This is a genomic window from Pseudomonas sp. A39, assembly GCF_058145955.1.
On record NZ_JBYVMD010000011.1, the window covers coordinates 157,357 to 178,747 of the forward strand.

General features: G+C 64.0%; 18 protein-coding genes. 13 read left to right on the forward strand and 5 right to left on the reverse strand.

Going from position 1 to position 21,391, the window contains the following annotated elements; genetic code table 11:
* Positions 1–210: 210 nt before the first annotated feature.
* Genes AC3ZU9_RS11640 through AC3ZU9_RS11650 form a run of 3 tightly spaced genes read right to left on the reverse strand, consistent with a single transcriptional unit; the run spans position 211 to position 3,363 of the window.
* A complete protein-coding gene (locus AC3ZU9_RS11640; RefSeq protein WP_490090735.1) occupies positions 211–1,056 on the reverse strand; it encodes a GNAT family N-acetyltransferase in 846 nt (281 codons plus the stop codon).
* Positions 1,053–2,237: an NAD(P)/FAD-dependent oxidoreductase gene (locus tag AC3ZU9_RS11645; RefSeq protein ID WP_046036735.1), complete on the reverse strand. Its 1,185-nt coding sequence runs from the start codon at positions 2,235–2,237 to the stop codon at positions 1,053–1,055. The genes AC3ZU9_RS11640 and AC3ZU9_RS11645 overlap by 4 nt, the downstream gene beginning before the upstream one ends.
* The gene (locus AC3ZU9_RS11650) at positions 2,227–3,363 is read right to left on the reverse strand and encodes a DSD1 family PLP-dependent enzyme (protein ID WP_015884845.1); all 1,137 of its coding nucleotides are present in this window, start codon (positions 3,361–3,363) and stop codon (positions 2,227–2,229) included. Before AC3ZU9_RS11650 ends, AC3ZU9_RS11645 begins: the two co-directional genes overlap by 11 nt.
* 95 nt (positions 3,364–3,458) lie before the next feature.
* Here AC3ZU9_RS11650 and AC3ZU9_RS11655 point away from each other — a divergent pair, with 95 nt between their 5' ends.
* Positions 3,459–4,343 carry a LysR family transcriptional regulator gene (locus tag AC3ZU9_RS11655; protein ID WP_015884844.1) on the forward strand — a complete coding sequence of 295 codons (885 nt, stop codon included), beginning with the start codon at positions 3,459–3,461 and terminating at the stop codon, positions 4,341–4,343.
* Between the two features lies 1 nt (position 4,344).
* On the opposite strand, the gene AC3ZU9_RS11660 is transcribed toward AC3ZU9_RS11655, so the two are convergent.
* Together AC3ZU9_RS11660 and AC3ZU9_RS11665 are read right to left on the reverse strand one after the other, a co-directional pair.
* On the reverse strand, positions 4,345–5,058 hold the full coding sequence (locus AC3ZU9_RS11660; protein ID WP_490090736.1) for a cupin domain-containing protein: 714 nt from the start codon (positions 5,056–5,058) through the stop codon (positions 4,345–4,347).
* A gap of 23 nt (positions 5,059–5,081) precedes the next feature.
* The gene (locus AC3ZU9_RS11665) at positions 5,082–5,933 is read right to left on the reverse strand and encodes a GNAT family N-acetyltransferase (RefSeq protein WP_015884842.1); all 852 of its coding nucleotides are present in this window, start codon (positions 5,931–5,933) and stop codon (positions 5,082–5,084) included.
* Between the two features lie 1,198 nt (positions 5,934–7,131).
* Here AC3ZU9_RS11665 and AC3ZU9_RS11670 point away from each other — a divergent pair.
* From AC3ZU9_RS11670 to AC3ZU9_RS11725, 12 genes are all read left to right on the forward strand, one after another.
* A complete protein-coding gene (locus AC3ZU9_RS11670; RefSeq protein WP_015884841.1) occupies positions 7,132–7,800 on the forward strand; it encodes a haloacid dehalogenase type II in 669 nt (222 codons plus the stop codon).
* A gap of 22 nt (positions 7,801–7,822) precedes the next feature.
* A complete protein-coding gene (locus AC3ZU9_RS11675; protein WP_046036803.1) occupies positions 7,823–9,097 on the forward strand; it encodes an NAD(P)/FAD-dependent oxidoreductase in 1,275 nt (424 codons plus the stop codon).
* A gap of 95 nt (positions 9,098–9,192) precedes the next feature.
* On the forward strand, positions 9,193–10,830 hold the full coding sequence (locus tag AC3ZU9_RS11680; protein ID WP_015884839.1) for an ABC transporter substrate-binding protein: 1,638 nt from the start codon (positions 9,193–9,195) through the stop codon (positions 10,828–10,830).
* A 13-nt stretch (positions 10,831–10,843) separates the two neighbouring features.
* Positions 10,844–11,800: an ABC transporter permease gene (locus AC3ZU9_RS11685; protein ID WP_046036804.1), complete on the forward strand. Its 957-nt coding sequence runs from the start codon at positions 10,844–10,846 to the stop codon at positions 11,798–11,800.
* Positions 11,797–12,672, forward strand: coding sequence for an ABC transporter permease (locus AC3ZU9_RS11690; protein ID WP_015884837.1), 876 nt, complete (start codon positions 11,797–11,799; stop codon positions 12,670–12,672). Before AC3ZU9_RS11685 ends, AC3ZU9_RS11690 begins: the two co-directional genes overlap by 4 nt.
* Before the next feature lies 1 nt (position 12,673).
* Entirely contained in the window at positions 12,674–14,515 is a 1,842-nt protein-coding gene (locus AC3ZU9_RS11695; RefSeq protein WP_064052931.1) for an ABC transporter ATP-binding protein, read from the forward strand.
* Positions 14,512–14,820 carry a (2Fe-2S)-binding protein gene (locus AC3ZU9_RS11700; protein WP_015884835.1) on the forward strand — a complete coding sequence of 103 codons (309 nt, stop codon included), beginning with the start codon at positions 14,512–14,514 and terminating at the stop codon, positions 14,818–14,820. Before AC3ZU9_RS11695 ends, AC3ZU9_RS11700 begins: the two co-directional genes overlap by 4 nt.
* Positions 14,802–16,181, forward strand: coding sequence for an FAD/NAD(P)-dependent oxidoreductase (locus AC3ZU9_RS11705; protein WP_490090737.1), 1,380 nt, complete (start codon positions 14,802–14,804; stop codon positions 16,179–16,181). Before AC3ZU9_RS11700 ends, AC3ZU9_RS11705 begins: the two co-directional genes overlap by 19 nt.
* Positions 16,178–17,329, forward strand: coding sequence for an NAD(P)/FAD-dependent oxidoreductase (locus AC3ZU9_RS11710; protein WP_320399366.1), 1,152 nt, complete (start codon positions 16,178–16,180; stop codon positions 17,327–17,329). The genes AC3ZU9_RS11705 and AC3ZU9_RS11710 overlap by 4 nt, the downstream gene beginning before the upstream one ends.
* Positions 17,329–18,486: an acetylornithine deacetylase gene (gene argE / locus AC3ZU9_RS11715; RefSeq protein WP_064052935.1), complete on the forward strand. Its 1,158-nt coding sequence runs from the start codon at positions 17,329–17,331 to the stop codon at positions 18,484–18,486. Before AC3ZU9_RS11710 ends, argE begins: the two co-directional genes overlap by 1 nt.
* 117 nt (positions 18,487–18,603) lie before the next feature.
* Positions 18,604–20,064 (forward strand): NAD-dependent succinate-semialdehyde dehydrogenase, encoded by a 1,461-nt coding sequence (locus AC3ZU9_RS11720; protein ID WP_093541288.1) that lies wholly within the window; start codon positions 18,604–18,606, stop codon positions 20,062–20,064.
* 20 nt (positions 20,065–20,084) lie between these two features.
* Complete coding sequence (locus AC3ZU9_RS11725) at positions 20,085–21,170, forward strand: tartrate dehydrogenase (protein ID WP_490090738.1); 1,086 nt, start codon at positions 20,085–20,087, stop codon at positions 21,168–21,170.
* Positions 21,171–21,391 lie beyond the last annotated feature (221 nt).

Genomic DNA, 21,391 nt, shown 5'->3' on the forward strand with positions numbered 1-21,391 from the left:
GCAAGGGATAATCTGCTGAATCCGACATCCCCGCAGCCCACTAGATTCTTTGTAGTGAGCGGGCTTGCCCCGCGCTGGGGTGCGAAGCGCCCCTGAAACCATGCGCCTCCGTTTTACCTGGAGGAATGCATTGGCCCGTATTGGGGCTGCTTCGCAGCCCAGCGCGGGGCAAGCCCGCTCACTACAAATCCTCTGCCGCAGGTTGTCTTGCTAGCCGATTGCTTGCGTTACCAGGGCAAATTGCTGGACGCCGTCGCGCGATTGCGGGGGCACGCCCAGCACCATGCGTGGCGCTCTGTCCACGCACGGCAGCCCCAGGCTTTCCAGCCAGCCGGCCAAGCCGCAATCGGCCAGAATGTCGAAGCGCACGAAGGCTCCGGGAATCAGCCGCAGCAGGTGGGTGATCAACTGTCGGGCCTGGTCCGGGTTCTGCGCGACCACCGGGCCGATGATATGCCCGCGACCAAATCGACGCAGCAGGGCGCAACCCTGCAGTTGCCCTTGCACCTCGAGGCCGGCCACGTGCTCGGCCGTGGGCAGCAAATCATTGAGCACCCCGGTGCGGTCCAGGCCACTGCCTGCATTGGCGAGTTCAATCACCTGCGGGTAATCGGCCAGGCTCAGCGCGCGGCATTGCGTGTGCTCGACCAAGGGCTGTGGCGCTGGGGTCTGCGGCACGCCTTGATGTTGCTGGATGCGCGCGAAATCGACGAAGCCCATGCTTGCGTAAAGCGGTGCGCCGGATTCGGTGGCGTTGAGGATCGGCGTGCGCGGCGCCGCAGCCTCCAGGCACAGCTGCATCAGCCGGCGTCCGATGCCGTTGCCTTGGTGCGCATCGTTGACGATCACCAGGCCGATGGAGGAATAAGCACCCTGGTGACAGGCGAATGCCACGCCCACCAGATGGCCGTCATGCTCGGCGACGAAGCCTTCGGAGGTGCGCTGCACCATGGCCCAATCTTCCTCGCGGTGAGGCCACTTCAGGTGTACGGACAGCGCATGGGCGGCGGGTATGTCGGCGGCGGTGGCCGAGCGATAAACATAGGCGTGGCTCATATCAGTTTTCCTGTGGTGGGCGCGCTCGCGGGCACCGTCGAAGGCTGGGTAAACCGCCGGATATCAAAGGGGCTGATCAGGGTGCTGGTGCTGCCGGTGCTGATCAGTTCGGCCATTACGTCCCCCACGCCAGGGCCGAGCTGGAAGCCGTGGCCGCAGAAACCAAAGGCATAAAACAGCCCGTCCACGGCGCCACTTGGGCCCATCACCGGCAGGGAGTCCGGGGTGTAGCTTTCGATGCCACTCCACACGCGGATGATGTTCAGCTTTTCGGCGCCGGGCAGCAGTCGGCGCATCTGGCGCATCTGGTTGAGCAGGCTCTCGGGCTTGAAATAGGCGCGTCGATTGATCATGTCCGGGGTACAGCGATTGCCGCCGCCAATGATGATGTTGCCGCGTGGGATCTGCCGGAAGTAGATCACCTCTTCCTTGATTTTGGTAAACACGCCGATCACGGTCGGCAAGGCATAGGGCACCGGTTCGGTGACCGACATCTGCGGGCCGTTGGGCTCCAGCGGTACCGGTTCACCGAAACGCTCGGACAACCGCGCCGCCCAGGCACCGGCGGTAATCAACAGTTGCTCGGCAACGAACAATTGCCCATCGGTGGTGGTGACGTGGAACAGGCCGTTGACCTTTTCCACGTCGGCGACTTCGGTTCTTTCCTCGATGCGCGCACCGAGGCGTCGTGCCGCGCGTGCAAACGCCGGGGCTGCCAGGCGCGGGTTAGCGTGACCATCGTGAGGCGCGTAGGAGCCACCTTTTACGTCCGGTCCCAGAAAGCCGAAGCGTTTGTGCAACTCGGCGCCGCGATAGATTTGCAGGTCCAGCTGCGCCGCTTCCGGCGCGGCGGCGTAGGCCTCCAGTTCGGCAATTTCATCTTCGCGATAACACACACGCATATGCCCGCTGGGGATGAATTCAAGGTCGTCGTCGATCAGTTCCGGCAGGCGTTTCCACAGCGCCCACGAACGATTCGCCAGCTCCAGCTGCCCCAGGTAGCGTCCCTGGCGGCGCACGTTGCCGAAGTTGACGCCGCTGGCGTACTGGCCGATCTGGTCACGTTCCAGCAGCGTGACCGAACCACCGCGCCGCCGCAGGAAAAACGCGGACGACGCCCCCATGATGCCGCCGCCGATGATCAGCACATCGCTTTTTGATCCTGCTTGATTACCAGCCATGGAGGCGGCTCCAGGTGTGCACGCCACCGTCGGCGTCCAGGGCGTGATAGTCCGGGAACTGCGCGCCGGTGGCACAGGCATGGTTGGGCAGGATGCGCAGCCGACTGCCGATGGGGAAGCGTTCGGTAATGTCATCACCGTCGACGGTGTGCAGGGTAATGATGCCGTGTTCCTGGTTGGCGCCGGTGACGCGCGCGCCTTCGAGCCAGACGCCGGCTTCGCTGCACACTTGGCCATAACCAAAGTCCTGACGCTGACGCTGGGTACCACGGTCTCGGCTCATCGCCATCCAGCCGGCGTCGGTGATGACCCAGCCTTTCTCCGGTTGATGGCCGATCACGCTGGTCAGCACGCTCAGCGCCAGCTCGTCCGGCTGGCACACGCCGATGTTGTGCATGACCAGGTCGAAGAACACATAGACCCCGGCGCGCACTTCGGTGACGCCGTCCAGGTTCAGCGCCGACAGGGCCGTGGGGGTGGAACCGATGCTGACGTCGGGGCATGCCAGCCCGGTCGCGCGGATTCGTTGCGCGGCGCGCACGCACAGCGCACGCTCCTGTTCGGCCAGCACTTGCAGGGCTTCAGGCGTGTCGAGTTCGTAACTGGAGCCGGCGTGGGTCATCACGCCACGCAGGTGCATGCCGCCGTCGCTGAGGATTCGCGCCACGTCCAGCAGGGCCTCGTCTTCAGCGGCCAGGCCGGAGCGGTGGCCATCGCAGTCGATTTCAATCCATACGTCGAGGCGCTCGTCGTGTTGCTGTGCAAACGCGACGAGGGCTTGGGCACCGGCGACGCTGTCGGTGAGCAGGCTCAGGTTGCAGCCTTGGCGCCGCAGGGCCAGGGCTTGGGGCAGTTTGCCCGGCGCGACGGCCACGGCATAAAACACATCGAGGATTCCTTGGCTGAAGCAATGCTGCGCCTCCTTGAGGGTCGACACCGTGACACCGCTGGCGCCCGCAGCGAGCTGCGCCTGGATCACCGGCAGGCATTTACTGGTCTTGATATGCGGGCGTAAACGCACGCCGAGGGTATTCATCCGTTGCTGCATGCGCTGGATATTGTGCTGCATCCGCGGGATATCGATCAGTGCGGCGGGGGTGTCGAGGGCGGCAATCGGCGTAGGCATGGCAGGGCTCGAATGGCTGGGTTCAGGTTGCACTCTACTCAGGCATCCTTAAGGTGTGGTTCAATCAAGGCTAATCAATCATTAAGTAAAATTGAATGATCTCCATCGAAGACCTGCGCCTGGCCGCCACACTTGCACGCTGCGAGTCGCTGAGTGCTGCCGCCAGAGTCCTGAATGTGTCGCCGCCGGCGCTGTCCATGCGCCTGCGTAAGTTGGAGACGCTGCTGGGGCTGACCTTGGCCAACCGCGATGCGCGGCGCCTCAGCTTGACCGCCGACGGCGAACGTTTTTCCCGCGAAAGTGCGCTGCTGCTGGAGCAGTTGGAAGCGCTGCCGGAGTCATTCAGGCAAAAGGACGAAACACTGGTGGGCACACTGAGGCTGGCCGCGCCGTTTGGCTATGGCCGCCAGCGCATCGCGCCGCTGTTGGCACGGTTTGCCAGAGTGCATCCGCAGCTTTGCCTGCACCTGGATCTGCGCGAGACACCTTGGCCGGACCGGCATGACAGCGATGCGGTGATCCACATCGGCCATCTCAACGACAGCCTGTGGACCGGTCGGCAACTCACGCCGAACGAGCGCTGGTTATGCGCGAGCCCGGCCTACCTGCAAGCGCACGGCGTGCCGTCCTCCCCGGACCAACTCGCCGAGCATCGCTGCATCTGCATTCGAGAAAACGATGAGGATGTGACGCTGTGGCACCTGCGCAAGGGGCAGGGCCGCAAGACGTTGCGCGTGGAGCCTGCGTTGCTGAGTAACGACGGCAGCGTTGCCCGGCGCTGGGCCGAGCAAGGCTTGGGGTTGGTGCTGCGTTCGCAGTGGGATGTGAGTGACGCCATCGCCAGCGGCAGCCTGGTACGCGTGTTGGCGGACTGGAGCTTTGACAGCGCACCGATCGTCCTGCTGGTGCCGTCACGCAAACTGCGCAGCCCGCGCGTCCAGGCCTTGGTGGCGTTCCTGGAAGAGGCGCTGAAAGCCTGATTTATTTCACCGCGTAGACCTTGCGCACATACACCGTGCTGTTCCAGGCACACGGCGCGCCTTTGGCCACAAACACGCTGTCACCGGTGTTGACCGTCACCTCGGCACCGCTGTCATCCTGCAGGGTGACGCGGCCTTCGAGCAGGTGCATCAACTCATGCAGTTTATGCGGGCGGCCGTGGCGGGTGTAGGGCGTCGAGTCCCAGATGCCGATACGCAACTCGGTGACCGCATCGTCGAACAGGTTGAACGCACGGCACTGCGGCGTGGGACCGATCAGGATCTGCGCTTCCGGCGCGGCCGAGGGGTTAAGCAGGGTGTGCGGGTCGAGCAGGGTCAGGCCGGGGCGGGCGGGTGCGTCAGCCTGATCGTAGGCGCAGAACGCCCACTGGCTGCCTGCGCTCGCCTGCACGGTGAGGCGTGTGCCACGACCGATCACGGCGCTGGCGCCGATGCCCAGTTCCAGCGTTTGCTCGGCACTGCTGAGCACCACATGGCCTGCGTGCACCACCAGTGTTTCACTGTGGGGGAAGTCTTCGATCACGGTGTCACCGCTGAACCCTACAAGGCCTGCGGACACACCATCGTCGCCTCGCCAGGCGAGTTGACGGGTGTCGCCGAATGGGTCCAACGCGCTCAAGGCGCCCGTGTTGAAGGACGTGGCAACGCGGCTGCCGTCGGCACGCGCCAACAGCAGGATACGGGGAGATGACATGGGGAGTGCTCCGGGAGGAAAAGTCAGCCGATCGCCTGGGTGATCAGGGCAAAGGGGTGTAGGCCTTGGCTGGCCTGGGGCGGCGTGCCTCGGGCCATCTGCGCGACGGTGTCGACGTTCTTCAGGCCCGCCTGTTCGAGCCAGTCACTGAGGCCGCAGGCGACGGGGATGTCGATGCGCACAAAGGCGTCCGGCACCTGGGCCAGCAATGTGGCGATCAGGTGCTTGGCCTGCTCGATGTGCTCGGCCACCACCGGGCCGATGCACCGCCCACGCCCAAACGGTCGCAGCAGGGCGAAGCCGCGTAGCTGCCCATCGCGTTCGATGCCCACGGCGTGCTCCACCTGCAGGTCGCGTAATACGTCGCGGCGGTCCAGGCCGCTGGCGGCTTTGGCGAGCGTCAGCAGGGCGGTGTGATCATCGGTGTGCAGGGCGCGGCAGGTTTCGCCGTTGGCCAGCGGCGGCAGGGCAGGCACCTGCACCTGGCCCTGATGCTGCTGCACCCGTCCGAATTCGACAAAGCCCTGGCTGGCGTACAACGGCGCACCGGCGAGGGTCGCGTTGAGGACCGGGGTGCGTGAGCCGCAGGCGGCGAGGGCTTTTTCCATCAGGCGTCGGCCGATGCCCTGGCCTTGGTAGTCATCGCTGACGATCACCAGGCCGATGGTGGCGTAATCGCCTTGGGGGCAGGTGAAGGCGCTGCCGATCAGCCGCTCGCCGTCCGTCACCACGAAGCCGTCGCTGACCCGGTGCAACGTGGCCCAGTCTTCCAGGCGGTGGGGCCATTTGAGTTGTACCGACAGGGCGTGGGCGGCCGGGAGGTCGTCTGTGGTCATAGGGCGGTAGGTATAAGCGGGGTGTGGCAGGGCGGACATGGCATGCCTCCATAGAACGTGGTTTTTTGCGGCGTCAGGGTGCTTGTATCCCACCTGGGTTGGGGGCTGGCAAGGGGGGTGGGGATATTCGGTAGATTCCTTGGGCTGTGGGTTCTGGGGCCACAGGTACTACTTAATTTTTGTGGGGCGGCGGTAGTAAATGCTAGGAGGGGGGTGAGTGCAGATCCGTTATTTAGGTTAGGGCCACCTAGGGTTCCGCTCTTACAGCGGGTCACTTTTGGAAAAGAGCCCCAAAAGTAACCAAAAGGGCTCTTGCCCCAACACTCGGCACCTCGCTTAGGCTCGGTGTGCCCCAAATCCCTGTCGAATTCCGGCCAGCGTGTTTAACGGGGCGCCTAAGATCAAGATCAAAAGCAAGAGCACAGCGGCCTGACAGCCGGCTTGAGTGGTGTAGAGCAAAGGCAAACGCGGCGGCCTTAAAGCCGACCGGAGTTGCGTCTGTCGATCGCGGTCCAAATGTGGGAGGGGGCTTGCCCCCGATTGCAGGGTGACAGCCACAACTGCATCAGCTGACACACCGCCATCGAGAGCAAGCCAGCTCTTACACGTACCTGCTTTTGATCCAACCACTCAGGTCGGCTACTAGGCCGCCGTGCTCTTGCTTTTGATCTTGATCTGGGGCGCCCCGTCAAACACGCTGGCCGAACGCAGGCTTGAATCCGTGGGTAACCCGGCAGGACGCCGGGTTAGCCGCCCCGCGCCATGGATGGCGCGTGGCGGCGGCCCACGGATTCAAGCCGGAGTGAGGGTACACCGAGCCTAGGCGAGGTGCCGAGTGTTGGGGCGAAGGCCTTTTGCTTACTTTTGGGCCTTTCCAAAAGTGAGCCGCTGTAAGAGCGGAACCCTAGGTGGCCCTAACCTAAATAACGGATATACACCCAATCCCCCCGGCCACACTTTCTGCCGCCCCAACCCCCCGTCCTTAAGCCCTCACCCCACAAAGTCTCCCCAAAAGCCCCCTAAAAGCGCACAAACAAAGGCCCTGCCCAAGCCTGGCGCGCACCGCAAAGTCTGCTGAGCCCAGCCACCAAAACGGTGGTTTGTATTGAGCACAGGTCTTTTTAGACGGCATATGCTGATTTCACAGTGGTGTAATGAACCTGTGCTGCAACGAGGCCGACGCGCCGCCAGGGCAGCGAACGCTTGCCACACTCAACTGACTTCAGGACCGCACTCAATGAGCTTTCTTCGTCCCAAATTCATTACGTTCGACTGCTACGGTACGCTGACCAACTTCCATATGGGCACCATGACCCGCGAGCTGTTCGCCGATCGCATCAAGCCCGAGCAGATGGACCAGTTCGTCAAGGACTTCTCAGCCTATCGCCTCGACCAGGTGATGGGTGACTGGCGTCCGTATGACGAAATCCTCAAGACCGCCCTGGCCCGTACCTGCAAGCGCTGGGGTATCGATTATCGCGAAGAAGGCCAGCTGTATTACGACGCCGTACCGACCTGGGGCCCTCATGCGGACGTGCCGGCCGGTCTGTCGAAGATTGCCGACAAGATTCCCCTGGTGATCTTCTCCAATGCCATGGACAGTCAGATCATGTCCAACGTCGACAAGCTCGGCGCGCCGTTCCATAAGGTGTTCACCGCCGAACAGGCCCAGGCCTACAAGCCGCGCCTGGCGGCCTTTGAGTTCATGCTCGACAACCTCGGCTGCGGCCCGGAAGACATCTTGCATGTGTCGTCCAGCTTCCGTTATGACCTGATGTCGGCCCATGACATGAAGATCAAGCACAAGGCATTCGTTGCCCGTGGCCATGAAGTCCCGGCCAATGCCTTCTACGGTTACCAGCAGATCACCGATATCGGTGGGTTGCCGGCGTTGGTCGGCCTGTAAACGCGCACCTTGAGGGTAAGACATGGGCAGTGAATCCTATTGGCTCGACACCGCACCGGCTTTTACCGGTGCCCAGCTGGGCGGCTTGCCCAAGCAGGTCGATGTGGCTGTGGTCGGCGGTGGGTTCACCGGCCTGGCGGCGGCGCGGGCGTTGGCGCGTAAAGGCGCGAGTGTGGTGGTGCTCGACGCCGGCCGTGTGATCGGTGAAGCCTCGGGGCGTAACGGTGGGCAGTGCAACACCGGGGTGGCCCAGGACTATGCCGGGCTACACGCCAGCCTCGGTGCCGCCAAGGCGCGTGCCTATTACCAAGCCTATGAAAGCGCGGTGCAGAGCGTGGTTTCGCTGGTCGAGCAGGAAGGGATTGCCTGTGACTTGGTGCGCAACGGCAAGCTCAAGCTGGCGGCCAAGCCGATGCATTACGAAGGCCTGGCCCGCACCTGCGAGCTGATTCGCCAGGAGGTGGATGCCGATGTCGAGCTGCTCAGCGCCGAACAGACCCATGCGGAAGTCAACTCGGCGCAGTTCCATGGCGGCTTGCTGCAACGCAACGGCGTGCAGATGCACGTCGGCCGCTTTGGGGTCGGTTTGGCCGAAGCGGCGGCGCGGCGTGGCGCGATGATTTACGAGCACACCGCCGTCAAGGACTGGAAGGCCCAGGCCGGTGGCTATCAGGTCAACACCGTCAAGGGCTCACTGCACGCCGGGCAAGTCCTGCTGGCGACCGGCGCTTGCCAGCATGGCGACCTGGGCTGGTACCGCCGCCGGATTGTGCCGGTGGGCAGTTTCGTCATTGCCACCGAAGTCTTGCCCCAAGCGCTGATCGACCAGTTGCTGCCCCGACACCGGGCTTATGTGACCAGCCGCATGATCGGCAACTACTTTCGCCTGACCCCGGACAACCGTCTGCTGTTTGGCGGGCGTGCCCGGTTTGCCATGTCCGACAGCGTCTCCGACGCCAAGAGCGGCAAGGTGCTGCAGGCGGCGATGCTGAACATGTTCCCGCAGTTGGCGCACGTGAAGATCGACTACTGCTGGGGCGGCCTGGTGGACATGACGTCCGACCGCCTGCCACGCGCCGGCCAGCATGGCGGCGTGTTCCACTCCATGGGCTACAGCGGCCATGGTGTGCAGATGTCGGTGCACATGGGCCAGGTGATGGCTGAGGTCATGGCGGGCAATGCGGCGGCCAACCCTTGGCGCGAACTGGAATGGCCGGCGATCCCCGGGCATTTCGGCAAACCCTGGTTCCTGCCGTTCGTGGGGGCGTATTACCGGTTCCAGGATTATTTGCACTGAGTTGCCGTTGTTGCGTCACCGTCGTTTGTGTTTCCAGGACGCTCCGGACATCCGTGAGCACTCGATTCTTCCGATTATCGACAGGTAGCCTTGATATGACTGACAACAAAAATACACCCGAGCTCATCTCCGGCCATGACAGCCTGCGGGTGTTCGAAAGCCTCAACCGTGGCATGTCGCGCCGCAACGCCCTGCAAATGCTCGGGGTGGCCGGTGTGGCAGCGGCCGGGGCGGGCAGCCTGTTTGGCGCCGCCGGCAAGCTGTTCGCCGATGAAGCGGCCGCCGAGGGCAAAGGCAAGCCAGGTGGCAAGATCCGCGTGGCGGGCATGTCCAGCTCCACCGCCGACACACTCGACCCGGCCAAAGGCGCGCTGTCCACCGACTACGCCCGCCACTACATGTTCTACAACGGCCTGACCCGCTTCGATAAGCACCTGGTGCCGCAACTGGAGCTGGCCGAGCGCATCGACAATACCGACGCCACCGTCTGGACCATCACCCTGCGCAAAGACGTGACCTTTCACAACGGCAAGGCCCTGACCGCCGCCGACGTGGTGTTCTCGCTGAACCGCCACAAAGACCCGCTCACCGGCTCCAAAGTCATGCCGCTGATGGAGCAGTTCGCCGAGATCAAGGCCAGCGGTCCGAACGAAGTACAGATTCGCCTCAGCGCGCCCAACGCCGAGCTGCCGTCGATCCTGGCGGTGTCGCACCTGCTGATCGTGCCCGAAGGCACCACCGATTTCGGTAAAGGCATCGGCACCGGACCGTTCACCGTGGGCGAGTTCAAGCCAGGCGTGCGTTCGATTGCGGTGCGCAACAAGAATTACTGGAAACCGGGCCTGCCGTACCTCGACGAAATCGAATTCATCGCCATCGCCGACGAGCCCTCGCGAGTCAACGCGCTGCTGTCGGGCGACGTGCACATGATCAACGAGGTCAACCCACGCTCCACTACGCGCATCGCCGCCAGCGCCAAACACCGGGTCGTGGATGCACCGTCGGGCAACTACACTGACTTGATCATCCGTCAGGACCAACTGCCCGGCAAAAGCCCTGAGTTCACCCAGGCGATGAAACTGTTGCTGGACCGTGAGCAGGTCAAGTCCGCGGTGTTCCGTGGCTTTGCCGTGGTCGGTAACGATCACCCGATTGCACCGGGTTCGCGCTACTTCAACACCGACTTGCCGCAGACGGTCTACGACCCGGAAAAAGCCAAGTTCCTGCTGAAGAAGGCCGGCATGGAAAGCATCACCATGCCCGTCATGGCCTCGCCGGCCGCCACCGGTTCGGTGGACATCGCCGTGCTGCTGCAGCAATCGGCGAAACAGGCCGGGCTCAAGCTCGACGTGAACCGCCTGCCCAGCGACGGCTACTGGTCCAACCACTGGATGAAGCACCCGTTGAGCTTCGGCAACATCAACCCACGGCCGAATGCCGACGTGATGTTCTCGCAGTTCTTCCAGTCCAAGGCGCCCTGGAACGAGTCTGGCTGGCAGAACGACCAGTTTGACCAACTGCTGATGCTGGCCCGTGGCGAAACCGACGACGCCAAGCGCGCCAAGATGTATGGCGACATGCAGACCCTGGTCCACGACCATTGCGGGATCGGCGTGCCGGTGTTCATCAGCAACATCGACGGTGTAGACCAGCGCATCAAGGGCTATGGCAGTAACCCGCTGGGCGGTTTCATGGGCTACATGTTCGCCGAGCAGGTGTGGTTGGACGCGTGAGGAGGGCAGTGCGATGAATAGCAATACACTGTGGTTGATCGGCCGGCGCCTCGGCGCCGGTGTCGTGACCTTGTTGATCGTGTCCATGGTCGTGTTCGCGATCACGGCCGTGCTGCCGGGGGATGCGGCGCAACAATCCCTCGGCCAGTTCGCGACCCCTGAACAGGTGGCGGCACTGCGCCTGAAACTGGGGTTGGACCAACCCGGTGTGCTGCGTTACCTGCACTGGTTGATGAGCCTGCTCACCGGCGACATGGGCGTGTCGGTCTCCAACGCCATGCCGGTGGGTGAACTGATGGCCGGCCGGGTGCCCAACACCCTGATGCTGGCGGGCGCTACGGCGCTGGTCTCGGTGCCGGTGGCGCTGGTACTCGGCATCGGCTCGGCGATGGGCCGGGGCGGGCGTATCGACAGCTGCCTGAGCTTTGTCACCTTGGCGATGGTCGCCGTGCCGGAGTTTCTGGTGGCGACCCTGGCCGTGCTGATTTTCGCGGTCAACCTTGGTTGGCTGTCGGCGCTGTCGTACGCCAGTGACATCACCTCACCGCTGCAATTCATGCGCACCTACGCCTTGCCGGTGATGACGCTGTGCTGCGTGATCGTCGCGCAAATGGCGCGCATGACCCGCGCGGCGGTGATCGACCAACTCGACAGCCCCTATGTGGAAATGGCCCGCCTCAAAGGCGTGAGCCCGATCCGCATTGTGCTGCGCCACGCCTTGCCCAATGCGATCGGGCCGATCGCCAACGCCATCGCCCTGAGCCTGTCGTACCTGCTGGGCGGGGTGGTGATCGTCGAAACCATCTTCAACTACCCCGGCATCGCCAGCTTGATGGTCGATGCCGTGACCAACCGTGACATGGCCTTAGTGCAGGCGTGCACCATGTTGTTCTGCGCGGCTTACCTGGGCCTGGTGCTGCTCGCCGACCTGTGCGCGATCCTCTCCAACCCGAGGCTGAGAAACCAATGAACAACCTCATTGCGAAGTCCAAGCCTGTGTCTTCCGCCCTGGCCCTGGCCAAGGTGTCCAGCGGCCCGTCCTGGCTGGGGCTGTTGGGGGGCGCGGTCTGCGTCGCCTGGCTGCTGGTGGCGCTGCTCGGCCCCTGGCTGGCCCCCCACCCGGTGGGTGAAGTGGTGTCCGACAACATCTTCGAAGGCTTCAGCCTTGCGCACCCGTTCGGCACCGATTACCTGGGCCGCGACATGCTCAGCCGCGTGCTGGTCGGTGCGCGGTTCACCGTCGGCCTGGCGCTGGTAGCGGCGTTGCTGGCCAGCTTCTTCGGCACCGGGTGTGCGCTGCTGTCGGTGGTCTCGCCCAAGTGGCTGGACGAAATCATCAGCCGCATCATGGACGCGTTCATCTCGATCCCGAGCAAAATGCTCGCGCTGATCATGGTCTCGGCCTTTGGTTCATCGGTGACCCTGCTGATCTGCACCGCCGTGATCAGCTACATCCCTGGCTCGTTCCGCGTTGCCCGCAGCATGGCGGTCAACATCGAGGCCCTGGAATACGTGCAGGTCGCGCGTACCCGTGGCGAACGCCGGTTGTACGTGGCGTGCATGGAGATCCTGCCGAACATGCTCAACCCGGTATTGACCGACCTGGGCCTGCGTTTCGGCTACATCGTCTTGTTGCTCAGCGGCATGAGTTTTCTCGGCCTTGGCGTGCAACCGCCGGACGCCGACCTCGGTTCGCTGGTGCGGGAAAACATCGGCGGCCTCAACCAGGGCGCGCTGGCTATCATCATTCCGGCGCTGGCCATCGGCACGCTGACCATCGGTGTGAATCTGCTGATCGACTATATGTCGTCCCGACGTAGTCGACGCACGGGAGGCCATTGAAATGACCGAATTGATTCGCGTCGAAGACCTGCGCGTGGTCGCCTGTGGCGAGCACGGCGAGGTAGAAATCGTCAAAGGCGTGAGCTTTTCCCTGGAAAAAGGTGAAGTGCTGGCGCTGATCGGTGAGTCCGGCTCGGGCAAGACCACCATCGCCCTGGCATTACTGGGGTACGCACGGCGTGGCTGTCGGTTGTCCGGCGGTGTGGTGCAGGTGGGTGAGCACGACATGCTCGCCTTGAGCGAAAAACACCTGCAAGGCCTGCGTGGTAACCGTGTGTCTTATATCGCGCAAAGCGCGGCTGCGGCGTTCAACCCGGCCAAACGACTGATCGACCAGGTGGTGGAGGGGGCCCTGATCCATGGCCTGGGCACCCGCGCCGAATTGCATGCCAAGGCTATCGGGCTGTTCCGCGACCTGGCCCTGCCGGACCCGGAACGCATCGCTCGACGTTACCCGCACCAGGTGTCCGGTGGGCAACTGCAACGGGTAATGGCGGCGATGGCGCTGATCAGCGACCCGCTGCTGGTGGTGCTCGACGAGCCGACCACGGCGTTGGACGTGACCACCCAGATCGACGTGCTGCGCGCCTTCAAGCGTGTGGTACGCGAGCGCGGCGCCACGGCCGTGTACGTCTCCCATGACCTGGCGGTGGTCGCGCAAATGGCCGACCAGATTGTGGTGCTCAATGGCGGGCAGGTTCTCGAGCACAGTGCCACGGCACCGCTGCTCAAGGCTCCGGCCCACGAATACACCCGCAGCCTGCTGGCGGCCGCACGGCCGGACACCACCATTCGCCCGCCCTGCGGGATTGCCGAAGAGGTGCCGCTGCTGACCATCACCGGCCTCACCGCCGGTTACGGCAACAAAAACATGCACGGCATGCCGTCGATCCGGGTGCTGGAAGACATCGACCTCACGGTGCGCCGTGGCCAGGCCATCGGGGTGATCGGCGAGTCGGGCTCCGGCAAGTCGACCCTGGCGCGCGTGGTGGCCGGGCTGTTGACCCCGGCCCTTGGCGGTCTCACGTTCGACGGCCAGGCCCTGGGTGGCAGCCTGTCGGAGCGCACCCCGGAACAATTTCGCCGGATCCAGATGGTGTTCCAGAACGCTGACACCGCCCTCAACCCCATGCACAGCGTGGCGACCATCCTCAGCCGCCCGCTGAAGATGTATTTCGGCCTCAAGGGCGCCGCGTTGAAGGCGCGCATCGATGAGTTGCTGGACCTGGTACGCCTGCCGCGCGACATGGCCGAACGCCGCCCGAATGAACTGTCCGGCGGGCAAAAGCAGCGGGTCAACCTGGCACGGGCGCTGGCGGCCAAGCCCGACTTGATCCTGTGCGATGAAGTGACCTCGGCCCTCGACACCGTGGTCGGCGCGGCGATCCTCGAACTGCTGCGCGACCTGCGCCAGCAACTGGGTGTGTCCTATCTGTTTATCAGCCATGACATCTCCACCGTGCGTGCGCTGTGCGATGACATTGTGGTGATGTACAGCGGCCACAAAGTGCAGGCCGGCAGCCGCCAGTCGTTTGCCGAACCGCCGTTCCACCCCTACACCGACCTGCTGATCCACTCGGTGCCCGAGTTGCGCCAGGGCTGGCTGGAAACCTGCGGCACAAGGTGCGAAACGCTGCCGGCGATAGGCGAGCGGGCCAACGTGCCGGAACTGTGCACCTTTCTCAATCGCTGCCCGGTGCGCGTCGATGGCCTGTGCAATCGCACCGCACCGAAGCGTCGCACCCTGGACAACGGCAGTGAAGTCCTCTGCCACCACGACAGCGCCCAGTTGCTGAATACCCAGCAGGGCGTCACTACCCTCACTTTGGGAGCCTATGCATGAAAGGGCGTTTTGTGAGGCTGGCCGAACAGGGCCGGCCGACGGTCAGCCTGACGGTGGATGGCGCACCCATCCAGGCCCTGCAGGGCGATACCCTGATGGTCGCGCTGCTGACCCAGGGCAACGCGTTGCGCCAATCGGAATTCGACAGCGGGCGCCGCGCCGGTTTCTGCCTGATGGGTGCGTGCCAGGACTGCTGGGTATGGACCCGCAGCGGCGAGCGCCTGCGCGCCTGCTCCAATGAAGTCCGTGATGGGCTGGACATCGTTACCACACAACCGGAGGCGACATGGCCACTGCACGGGTAGTTATTGTGGGCGCTGGACCTGCCGGCGTGCGCTGCGCCGAAACCCTGGTGGCGGCCGGAATCAAGCCGATCCTGATTGATGAAAACCGTCGCGACGGCGGGCAGATCTACCGCCGTCAGCCAGACGGTTTTACCCGCGACTACACCACGCTGTACGGCAGCGAAGCCGCCAAGGCCCAGGCCCTGCACCAGAGTTTCGACCGCCTGCGCGACGCCATCGACTACCGGCCCGACACCTTGGTGTGGAACCTCACGGCCGGGCAATTGTGCTGCGTGAGCCAAGGCCGTCACTGCACCGTGGATTACGACGCGCTGATCCTGTGCACCGGCGCCACCGACCGCTTGATGCCCATCGAGGGCTGGCAACTGGCGGGCACTTACAGCCTGGGCGGGGCGCAGATCGCCTTGAAAAACCAGGCCGTGTCCATCGGTCATCGCGTGGTGTTCATGGGCAGCGGGCCGTTGCTGTACCTGGTGGCCAGCCAATACGTCAAAGCCGGTGCCGAGGTGGCGGCGGTGCTCGACACCTCACCCCTGAGCCTGCGTCTCAAGGCCTTGCCGAAACTGCTGGCGCGGCCGGCCGTCCTGTTTACCGGGGTCAAGCTGCTGGCGCAGCTGTACCGCGCCAAGGTGGCGGTGCACCTGGGGATAAAGCCGCTGCAAGTCATGGGGGATGCCGCCAATTGCGTGGGGGGCGTGCGCTTCATCGCGGGTAACGGGCAGACCGTCACGGTGCAGGCCGATGCCGTCGCGCTGGGGTATCACCTGCGCCCAGAGACGCAATTGGGCGACCTGGCCGGCTGTGCCATGGCCTTTGACCAGGCCTCCAGCCAATGGTGGCTGGCCACGGACGAGGCCGGGCGCACCTCGGTGAAGGGGGTGTATGCGGCGGGTGACGGCGCGAAAATTCGCGGTGCGGATGCCGCCGAGCATGCCGGGCGCCTGGTGGCGCTGGCGCTGCTGGACGATCTTCAGCAACCGGTCGACAGCGGGCTGCGCGACGAACAAAAGCAAGCCCTGGCCGTGATGGATCAGTTTCGCCTCGGCCTGGCCCAGGCGTTTCCCTGGCCCAGCGCGCAGGCCAAGGCGTTGCCCGACAGCGCCATCGTGTGCCGCTGCGAGATGATCAGCGCCGGCGAACTGCGGCGCACCGTGAACGAGAAGGGCGCCTGTGAAGTCAATCGCGCCAAGGCATTCAGCCGCGTGGGCATGGGCCGTTGCCAGGGGCGTTATTGTTCACAGGCCGGGGCCGAAGTGATTGCCGCCGAGGCCGGGGTACCGGTGCAGGAAGTCGGTCGCCAGCGCGGTCAGGCACCGGTCAAACCCTTGTCGATGCTGATCACCGAGGAGGTGTCGTCATGAAGGTGCAAAAAGCCGATGTGGTGATTGTTGGCGGTGGTGTGATGGGCTCGGCGGCGGCGTTTTTTCTGCGCCGTCGCGGCCAGTCGGTGATCCTGCTCGAGCGCGACCAGATCGGCCAGTACGCCAGCGGGGTGAACTTCGGCAATGTGCGTCGACAAGGGCGCTTCCTCGGCCAGTTGGCCTTGGCCAACCGCTCCTGGGCGCTGTGGAAGCGCCTGCCGGAACTGATCGATGATGACCTCGAGTTCATCCCCAGTGGGCATATGCGCGTGTGTTACCGCGAAGATGAAATCGCCGAGCTGGAGGCCTATGCGGCCGCGCCGGAAGCGGAGCAACTGGACCTGAAGATTTATCGCGGCGCCGAACTGCATCAGCGCTTTGGCTTCCTCGGCCCGGACGTCAAGGGCGGTTCCTATGCGCCCCACGATGGCCACGCCAACCCGCGTCTGGCCGCACCGGCGTTTGCCCGCGCCGCACGGCGCCTGGGGGCGCAGATCGAAGAACGCACCGAAGTCGCCGAGGTGCAGAAGGTCGGTGCCGACTTCCACGTCACCAGCACCGACGGTCGCCAGTTCCAGGCCGCACAACTGTTGATCACCGCCGGCGCCTGGGGCCAGAAGCTTTCGGCGCAGTTCGGCGAGCCGGTGCCGCTCGACACCCACGGCCCGCAGATGGCAGTGACTGAGCCGGTGCCCTACGCGCTGCCGACGGTGATCGGCGTGTACACCAAAATCCCCGAGGAAGTGATCTACTTCCGCCAGATTCCGCGGGGCAATATCGTCATCGGTGGCGGTTACCGCAGCAAGCCGGACATGCTCAACCGCCGCGCCTACGTGGAGCCGCGCAGCATCCTCAACCAGGTCAGCCAGATGCGTCGACTGCTGCCGGGCGTCGGCAACCTGAACATCATCCGTGTGTGGAGCGGCATCGAAGGCTACCTGCCGGATTCGCTGCCGGTGATGGGCCCCAGCGGCACCGTCGACGGCTTGTTCTATGCCTTCGGCTTCTGCGGCCACGGCTTCCAGCTCGGCCCGGGCGTCGGCGATGTGATGGCCGAGCTGCTCGCCACCGGCAGCACCAGTACCCCGATCGAGCCGTTCTCCATAACCCGGTTCGCCCCACCTGCCGAGCAACGGAGCCAGGCCTGATGAAACCGCGTGTTCTTGAGATTCTCAAACAACTGATGGCCTTCGACACGGTGTCGTCGGAATCGAACCTGGCCCTGATCGACTACGTGCGCGACCTGTTGCTGACCAAGGGCATCGACTCCTTGATCGTCAAGGACCAGAGCGGCAAGAAGGCCAACCTGTTCGCCAGCACCGGGCCCAAGCAACAGCCCGGCGTGTTGCTGTCCGGGCACACCGACGTGGTGCCGGCGGCGGGGCAGGCGTGGACCTTTCCCGCCTTCGCCGCCACTGTGCAGGACGGGCGCATCTACGGGCGTGGCAGCTGCGACATGAAGGGCTTCATCGCCCTGGCCATCGACGCCCTGCTCGATGCCGCCGACCACACCTTGAACCGCCCGCTGCAATTGGCCCTGTCCCATGACGAGGAGATCGGTTGCGTCGGCGTACGGCGCCTGCTCGATGTTTTGCACCTGGCGCCGGTGCGCCCGTTTTTGTGCGTGATCGGCGAGCCGACCAACATGCAGTTCGTACTCGGCCACAAGGGCAAGGGATCCTACCGCACCTACTGCCGTGGCCAGGAAGCGCATTCGTCGTTGGCGCCGCGTTCGGTCAACGCCATCCATGTGGCCTGCGACTTTATCGCCGCCCTGCGTGAGAGCCAGCAGCAATTGCAGACGCGTGGCGCCCAGGACTCCGACTACGACGTGCCCTACAGCACCGTGCATGTCGGGCAGATTGTCGGCGGCAAGGCGCTGAACATCGTGCCTAACCTGTGCAGCCTGGATTTCGAAGTGCGCAACCTGCCGGCGGACGATCTGGATCAGTTCCTGGACCAGATGCGCGAGCGTGCCGAGGTGATCGTGCGCGAGGCGCAGAAGCTGTCCAGCGCGGCGGCCATCGAGATCGAAACCATCAACGTCTACCCCGGCCTCGACACCCACCCCAGTGTCGAAGCGGTGCGCTTTCTCAAGCAATTCGCCGCGCCGGGTACCGGCACCGCCAAGGTGTCGTTCGGCACCGAAGGTGGTCTGTTCAAGCAGCGTCTGGACGTGCCAGTGGTGGTCTGCGGGCCGGGTTCCATCGAGCAGGCGCACAAACCCGACGAGTTTATCGAGATCAGCCAGATGGACGCGGGCGAGCGCTTTTTGCAAGGTTTGCTCGGCTCATTGAAGGCCTAGCAGAGCCTGCCGTCCTGCGCCCAATTACAGCACGGCACGCTGCTTTAACCGCGCTTTCGGCATCCTCGTCCGTGGCACCTCCCTAGACTGGAGCGTGTCTCGGATCAGGACTCGACCATGCTCAAGAATCGCTTGCAAGACCCCAGCCTGCTGGCTGAACTCGCCTACGTAGATGGCCAATGGATCGCTGCCGACAGCGCGGCCACCCTGGACATCCGCGACCCTGCCACCGGCCACGTGCTGGCCCAGGTCCCGGCCATGGACGCGGTGGACACCCGCCGCGCCATCGAAGCCGCCGAGCGTGCCTGGCCCGCCTGGCGCGCCCGCCCGGCGGCTGAACGCGCGGCGCTGCTGGAGCGCTGGTACCAGGCGATGATCGACAACCTCGACGACCTGGCGCTGATCATGACCTGCGAGCAGGGCAAGCCGCTGAACGAAGCCCGTGGCGAAGTGCGCTACGGCGCCGGTTTCGTCAAATGGTTCGCCGAGGAAGCGCGGCGGATCTACGGTGAAACCATGCCGGCCCCCAGTGGCGACAGGCGCCTGCTGACCCTCAAGCAACCCGTGGGCGTGTGCGCCGCCATCACCCCGTGGAATTTCCCCAATGCGATGATCACGCGCAAATGCGCGCCGGCGCTGGCCGCCGGGTGCCCGATCATCGTCAAACCGTCGGACCTGACGCCGCTGTCAGCGCTGGCCCTGGCGGTGCTGGCCGAGCGCGTCGGCATTCCTGCGGGCGTGTTCAATGTCATCACCGGTTTGCCTGCGGGCATCGGCGAAGAGCTGACGGGCAACCCGGCGGTGCGCAAGATTTCCTTCACCGGCTCGACCGCCGTCGGCCGCCTGCTGATGCGCCAGAGTGCCGAACACATCAAGCGCCTGAGCCTGGAATTGGGCGGCAACGCGCCGTTTATCGTGTTCGACGACGCCGACCTTGAGCAGGCAATCGCCGGGGTGATGCTGAGTAAATTTCGCAACGCCGGGCAAACCTGCGTGTGCGCCAACCGCATTCTGGTGCAAGACGGCATCTACGCACGTTTTGCCGCGCGCCTGGTGGAAGAGGTGGGCAAGCTCAAGGTCGGCAACGGCCTGGAAGACGGCGTGACCATCGGCCCGCTGATCAACCCGGCGGCGGTGAACAAAGTCGCGCGGCATATCGACGACGCCCTGAGCCAAGGCGCCCAGCTGCTCTGCGGCGCGATCCCAAGTGGCGACAGCCAGTTCGTGCAACCCACGGTGCTCGGCGACACCCACGCCGGGATGTTGCTCGCCAATGAAGAAACCTTCGGCCCGGTGGCGCCGCTGATGCGCTTTACCGACGAGACCGAGGCGCTCGCCCTGGCGAATGCCACGCCGTACGGCCTGGGCGCCTACTATTTCACCCAGGACCTGCAGCGCTCGTGGCGCTTCGGCGAAGCGCTGGAATTCGGCATGGTCGGGCTCAACACCGGGATTATCTCCATGGAAGTCGCGCCGTTTGGCGGCATCAAACAATCCGGGCTGGGCCGCGAGGGCAGCAAGTACGGCCTGGACGAGTACCTTGAAGTCAAAGCCTTCCATATCGGCGGCTTGAACTGACAATGAGCGAGGCGGAATCGATGAGCAAGGCATTCAGAATCGCCGCGATTGCCGGCGATGGCATTGGCAAGGAAGTATTGCCCGAAGGGCTACGGGTACTGGAACAGGCGGCCAACATCTGGGACCTGAACCTGAGCATCGAAGTGCTCGACTGGGCCCACTGTGATTATTACCTGGAACACGGGCAGATGATGCCCGAGGACTGGTTCGAACAGCTCAAGGGCTTCGACGCGATTTACTTTGGCGCGGTGGGCTGGCCAGACAAAGTCCCGGACCATATTTCCCTGTGGGGCTCGCTGCTCAAGTTCCGCCGCGACTTCGACCAATACGTGAACATTCGCCCGGTGCGCTTATTCCCTGGTGTACCGTGCCCGCTGGCCGGGCGCGAGCCGGGGGACATCGACTTTGTGGTGATCCGCGAAAACACCGAGGGTGAGTACTCGTCGGTAGGCGGCAAGATGTTCGAAGGCACCGCGCATGAGTTTGTGCTGCAGGAGTCGGTGTTCACCCGGCGTGGGGTTGACCGCATCCTCAAGTTCGCCTTTGACCTGGCGCAGACCCGCCCGCGTAAAAAACTGACGGCGGCGACCAAGTCGAACGGGATCTCCATCAGCATGCCTTACTGGGACGAGCGTACTGCGCTGATGGCGGCGAATTATCCGGAGGTGGCGTGGGACAAGCAGCACATCGACATCCTGTGCGCGCGGTTTGTGCTGCAGCCGGACTGGTTTGACGTGGTGGTGGCGTCGAATCTGTTTGGCGATATTTTGTCCGACCTGGGGCCGGCGTGTGCGGGGACCATTGGGATTGCGCCGTCGGCGAACCTGGATCCCGAGCGGCGGTTTCCGTCGTTGTTTGAGCCGGTGCATGGGTCGGCGCCGGATATTTATGGGCAGAATATTGCGAACCCGATTGCGATGATTTGGTCGGGGGCGTTGATGTTGGACTTTTTGGGGAATGGGGATGGGCGGTATCGGGCGGCGCATGATGGGATTTTGCGGGCTATCGAGGGGGTGATTGCGCAGGGGGTGGTTACGCCGGATTTGGGGGGGACGAGGTCGACTCAGGAGGTGGGGGATGCGGTTGTGGGGGGGCTGTTGGTTTGAGTTGAGTTGATTTGAGTTGAGTTGAGTACATATCCGTTATTTAGGTAACGGCGGCTTATGGTTCCGCTCTTACAGCGGGTCACTTTTTGAAGAGCGCAAAAAGTAACCAAAAACGCTTCGCCCCAACACTCGGCACCTCGCCTAGGCTCGGTGTGCCCTCACTCCGGCTTTGGAGCGTGGGCCGCCGCGATGGGCCATCCTTGGCCCAGCGCGGCTAACCC

Coding starts and splice junctions, on each gene's coding strand:
- AC3ZU9_RS11710 (WP_320399366.1), top strand. CDS start 16,178: ATGAAGGTGCAAAAAGCCGATGTGGTGATTGTTGGCGGTGGTGTGATG.
- AC3ZU9_RS11640 (WP_490090735.1), bottom strand. CDS start 1,056: ATGAGCCACGCCTATGTTTATCGCTCGGCCACCGCCGCCGACATACCC.
- AC3ZU9_RS11725 (WP_490090738.1), top strand. CDS start 20,085: ATGAGCAAGGCATTCAGAATCGCCGCGATTGCCGGCGATGGCATTGGC.
- AC3ZU9_RS11700 (WP_015884835.1), top strand. CDS start 14,512: ATGAAAGGGCGTTTTGTGAGGCTGGCCGAACAGGGCCGGCCGACGGTC.
- AC3ZU9_RS11720 (WP_093541288.1), top strand. CDS start 18,604: ATGCTCAAGAATCGCTTGCAAGACCCCAGCCTGCTGGCTGAACTCGCC.
- AC3ZU9_RS11670 (WP_015884841.1), top strand. CDS start 7,132: ATGAGCTTTCTTCGTCCCAAATTCATTACGTTCGACTGCTACGGTACG.
- AC3ZU9_RS11675 (WP_046036803.1), top strand. CDS start 7,823: ATGGGCAGTGAATCCTATTGGCTCGACACCGCACCGGCTTTTACCGGT.
- AC3ZU9_RS11695 (WP_064052931.1), top strand. CDS start 12,674: ATGACCGAATTGATTCGCGTCGAAGACCTGCGCGTGGTCGCCTGTGGC.
- AC3ZU9_RS11685 (WP_046036804.1), top strand. CDS start 10,844: ATGAATAGCAATACACTGTGGTTGATCGGCCGGCGCCTCGGCGCCGGT.
- AC3ZU9_RS11660 (WP_490090736.1), bottom strand. CDS start 5,058: ATGTCATCTCCCCGTATCCTGCTGTTGGCGCGTGCCGACGGCAGCCGC.
- AC3ZU9_RS11705 (WP_490090737.1), top strand. CDS start 14,802: ATGGCCACTGCACGGGTAGTTATTGTGGGCGCTGGACCTGCCGGCGTG.
- AC3ZU9_RS11650 (WP_015884845.1), bottom strand. CDS start 3,363: ATGCCTACGCCGATTGCCGCCCTCGACACCCCCGCCGCACTGATCGAT.
- AC3ZU9_RS11655 (WP_015884844.1), top strand. CDS start 3,459: ATGATCTCCATCGAAGACCTGCGCCTGGCCGCCACACTTGCACGCTGC.
- AC3ZU9_RS11645 (WP_046036735.1), bottom strand. CDS start 2,237: ATGGCTGGTAATCAAGCAGGATCAAAAAGCGATGTGCTGATCATCGGC.
- AC3ZU9_RS11665 (WP_015884842.1), bottom strand. CDS start 5,933: ATGTCCGCCCTGCCACACCCCGCTTATACCTACCGCCCTATGACCACA.
- AC3ZU9_RS11680 (WP_015884839.1), top strand. CDS start 9,193: ATGACTGACAACAAAAATACACCCGAGCTCATCTCCGGCCATGACAGC.
- AC3ZU9_RS11690 (WP_015884837.1), top strand. CDS start 11,797: ATGAACAACCTCATTGCGAAGTCCAAGCCTGTGTCTTCCGCCCTGGCC.
- argE (WP_064052935.1), top strand. CDS start 17,329: ATGAAACCGCGTGTTCTTGAGATTCTCAAACAACTGATGGCCTTCGAC.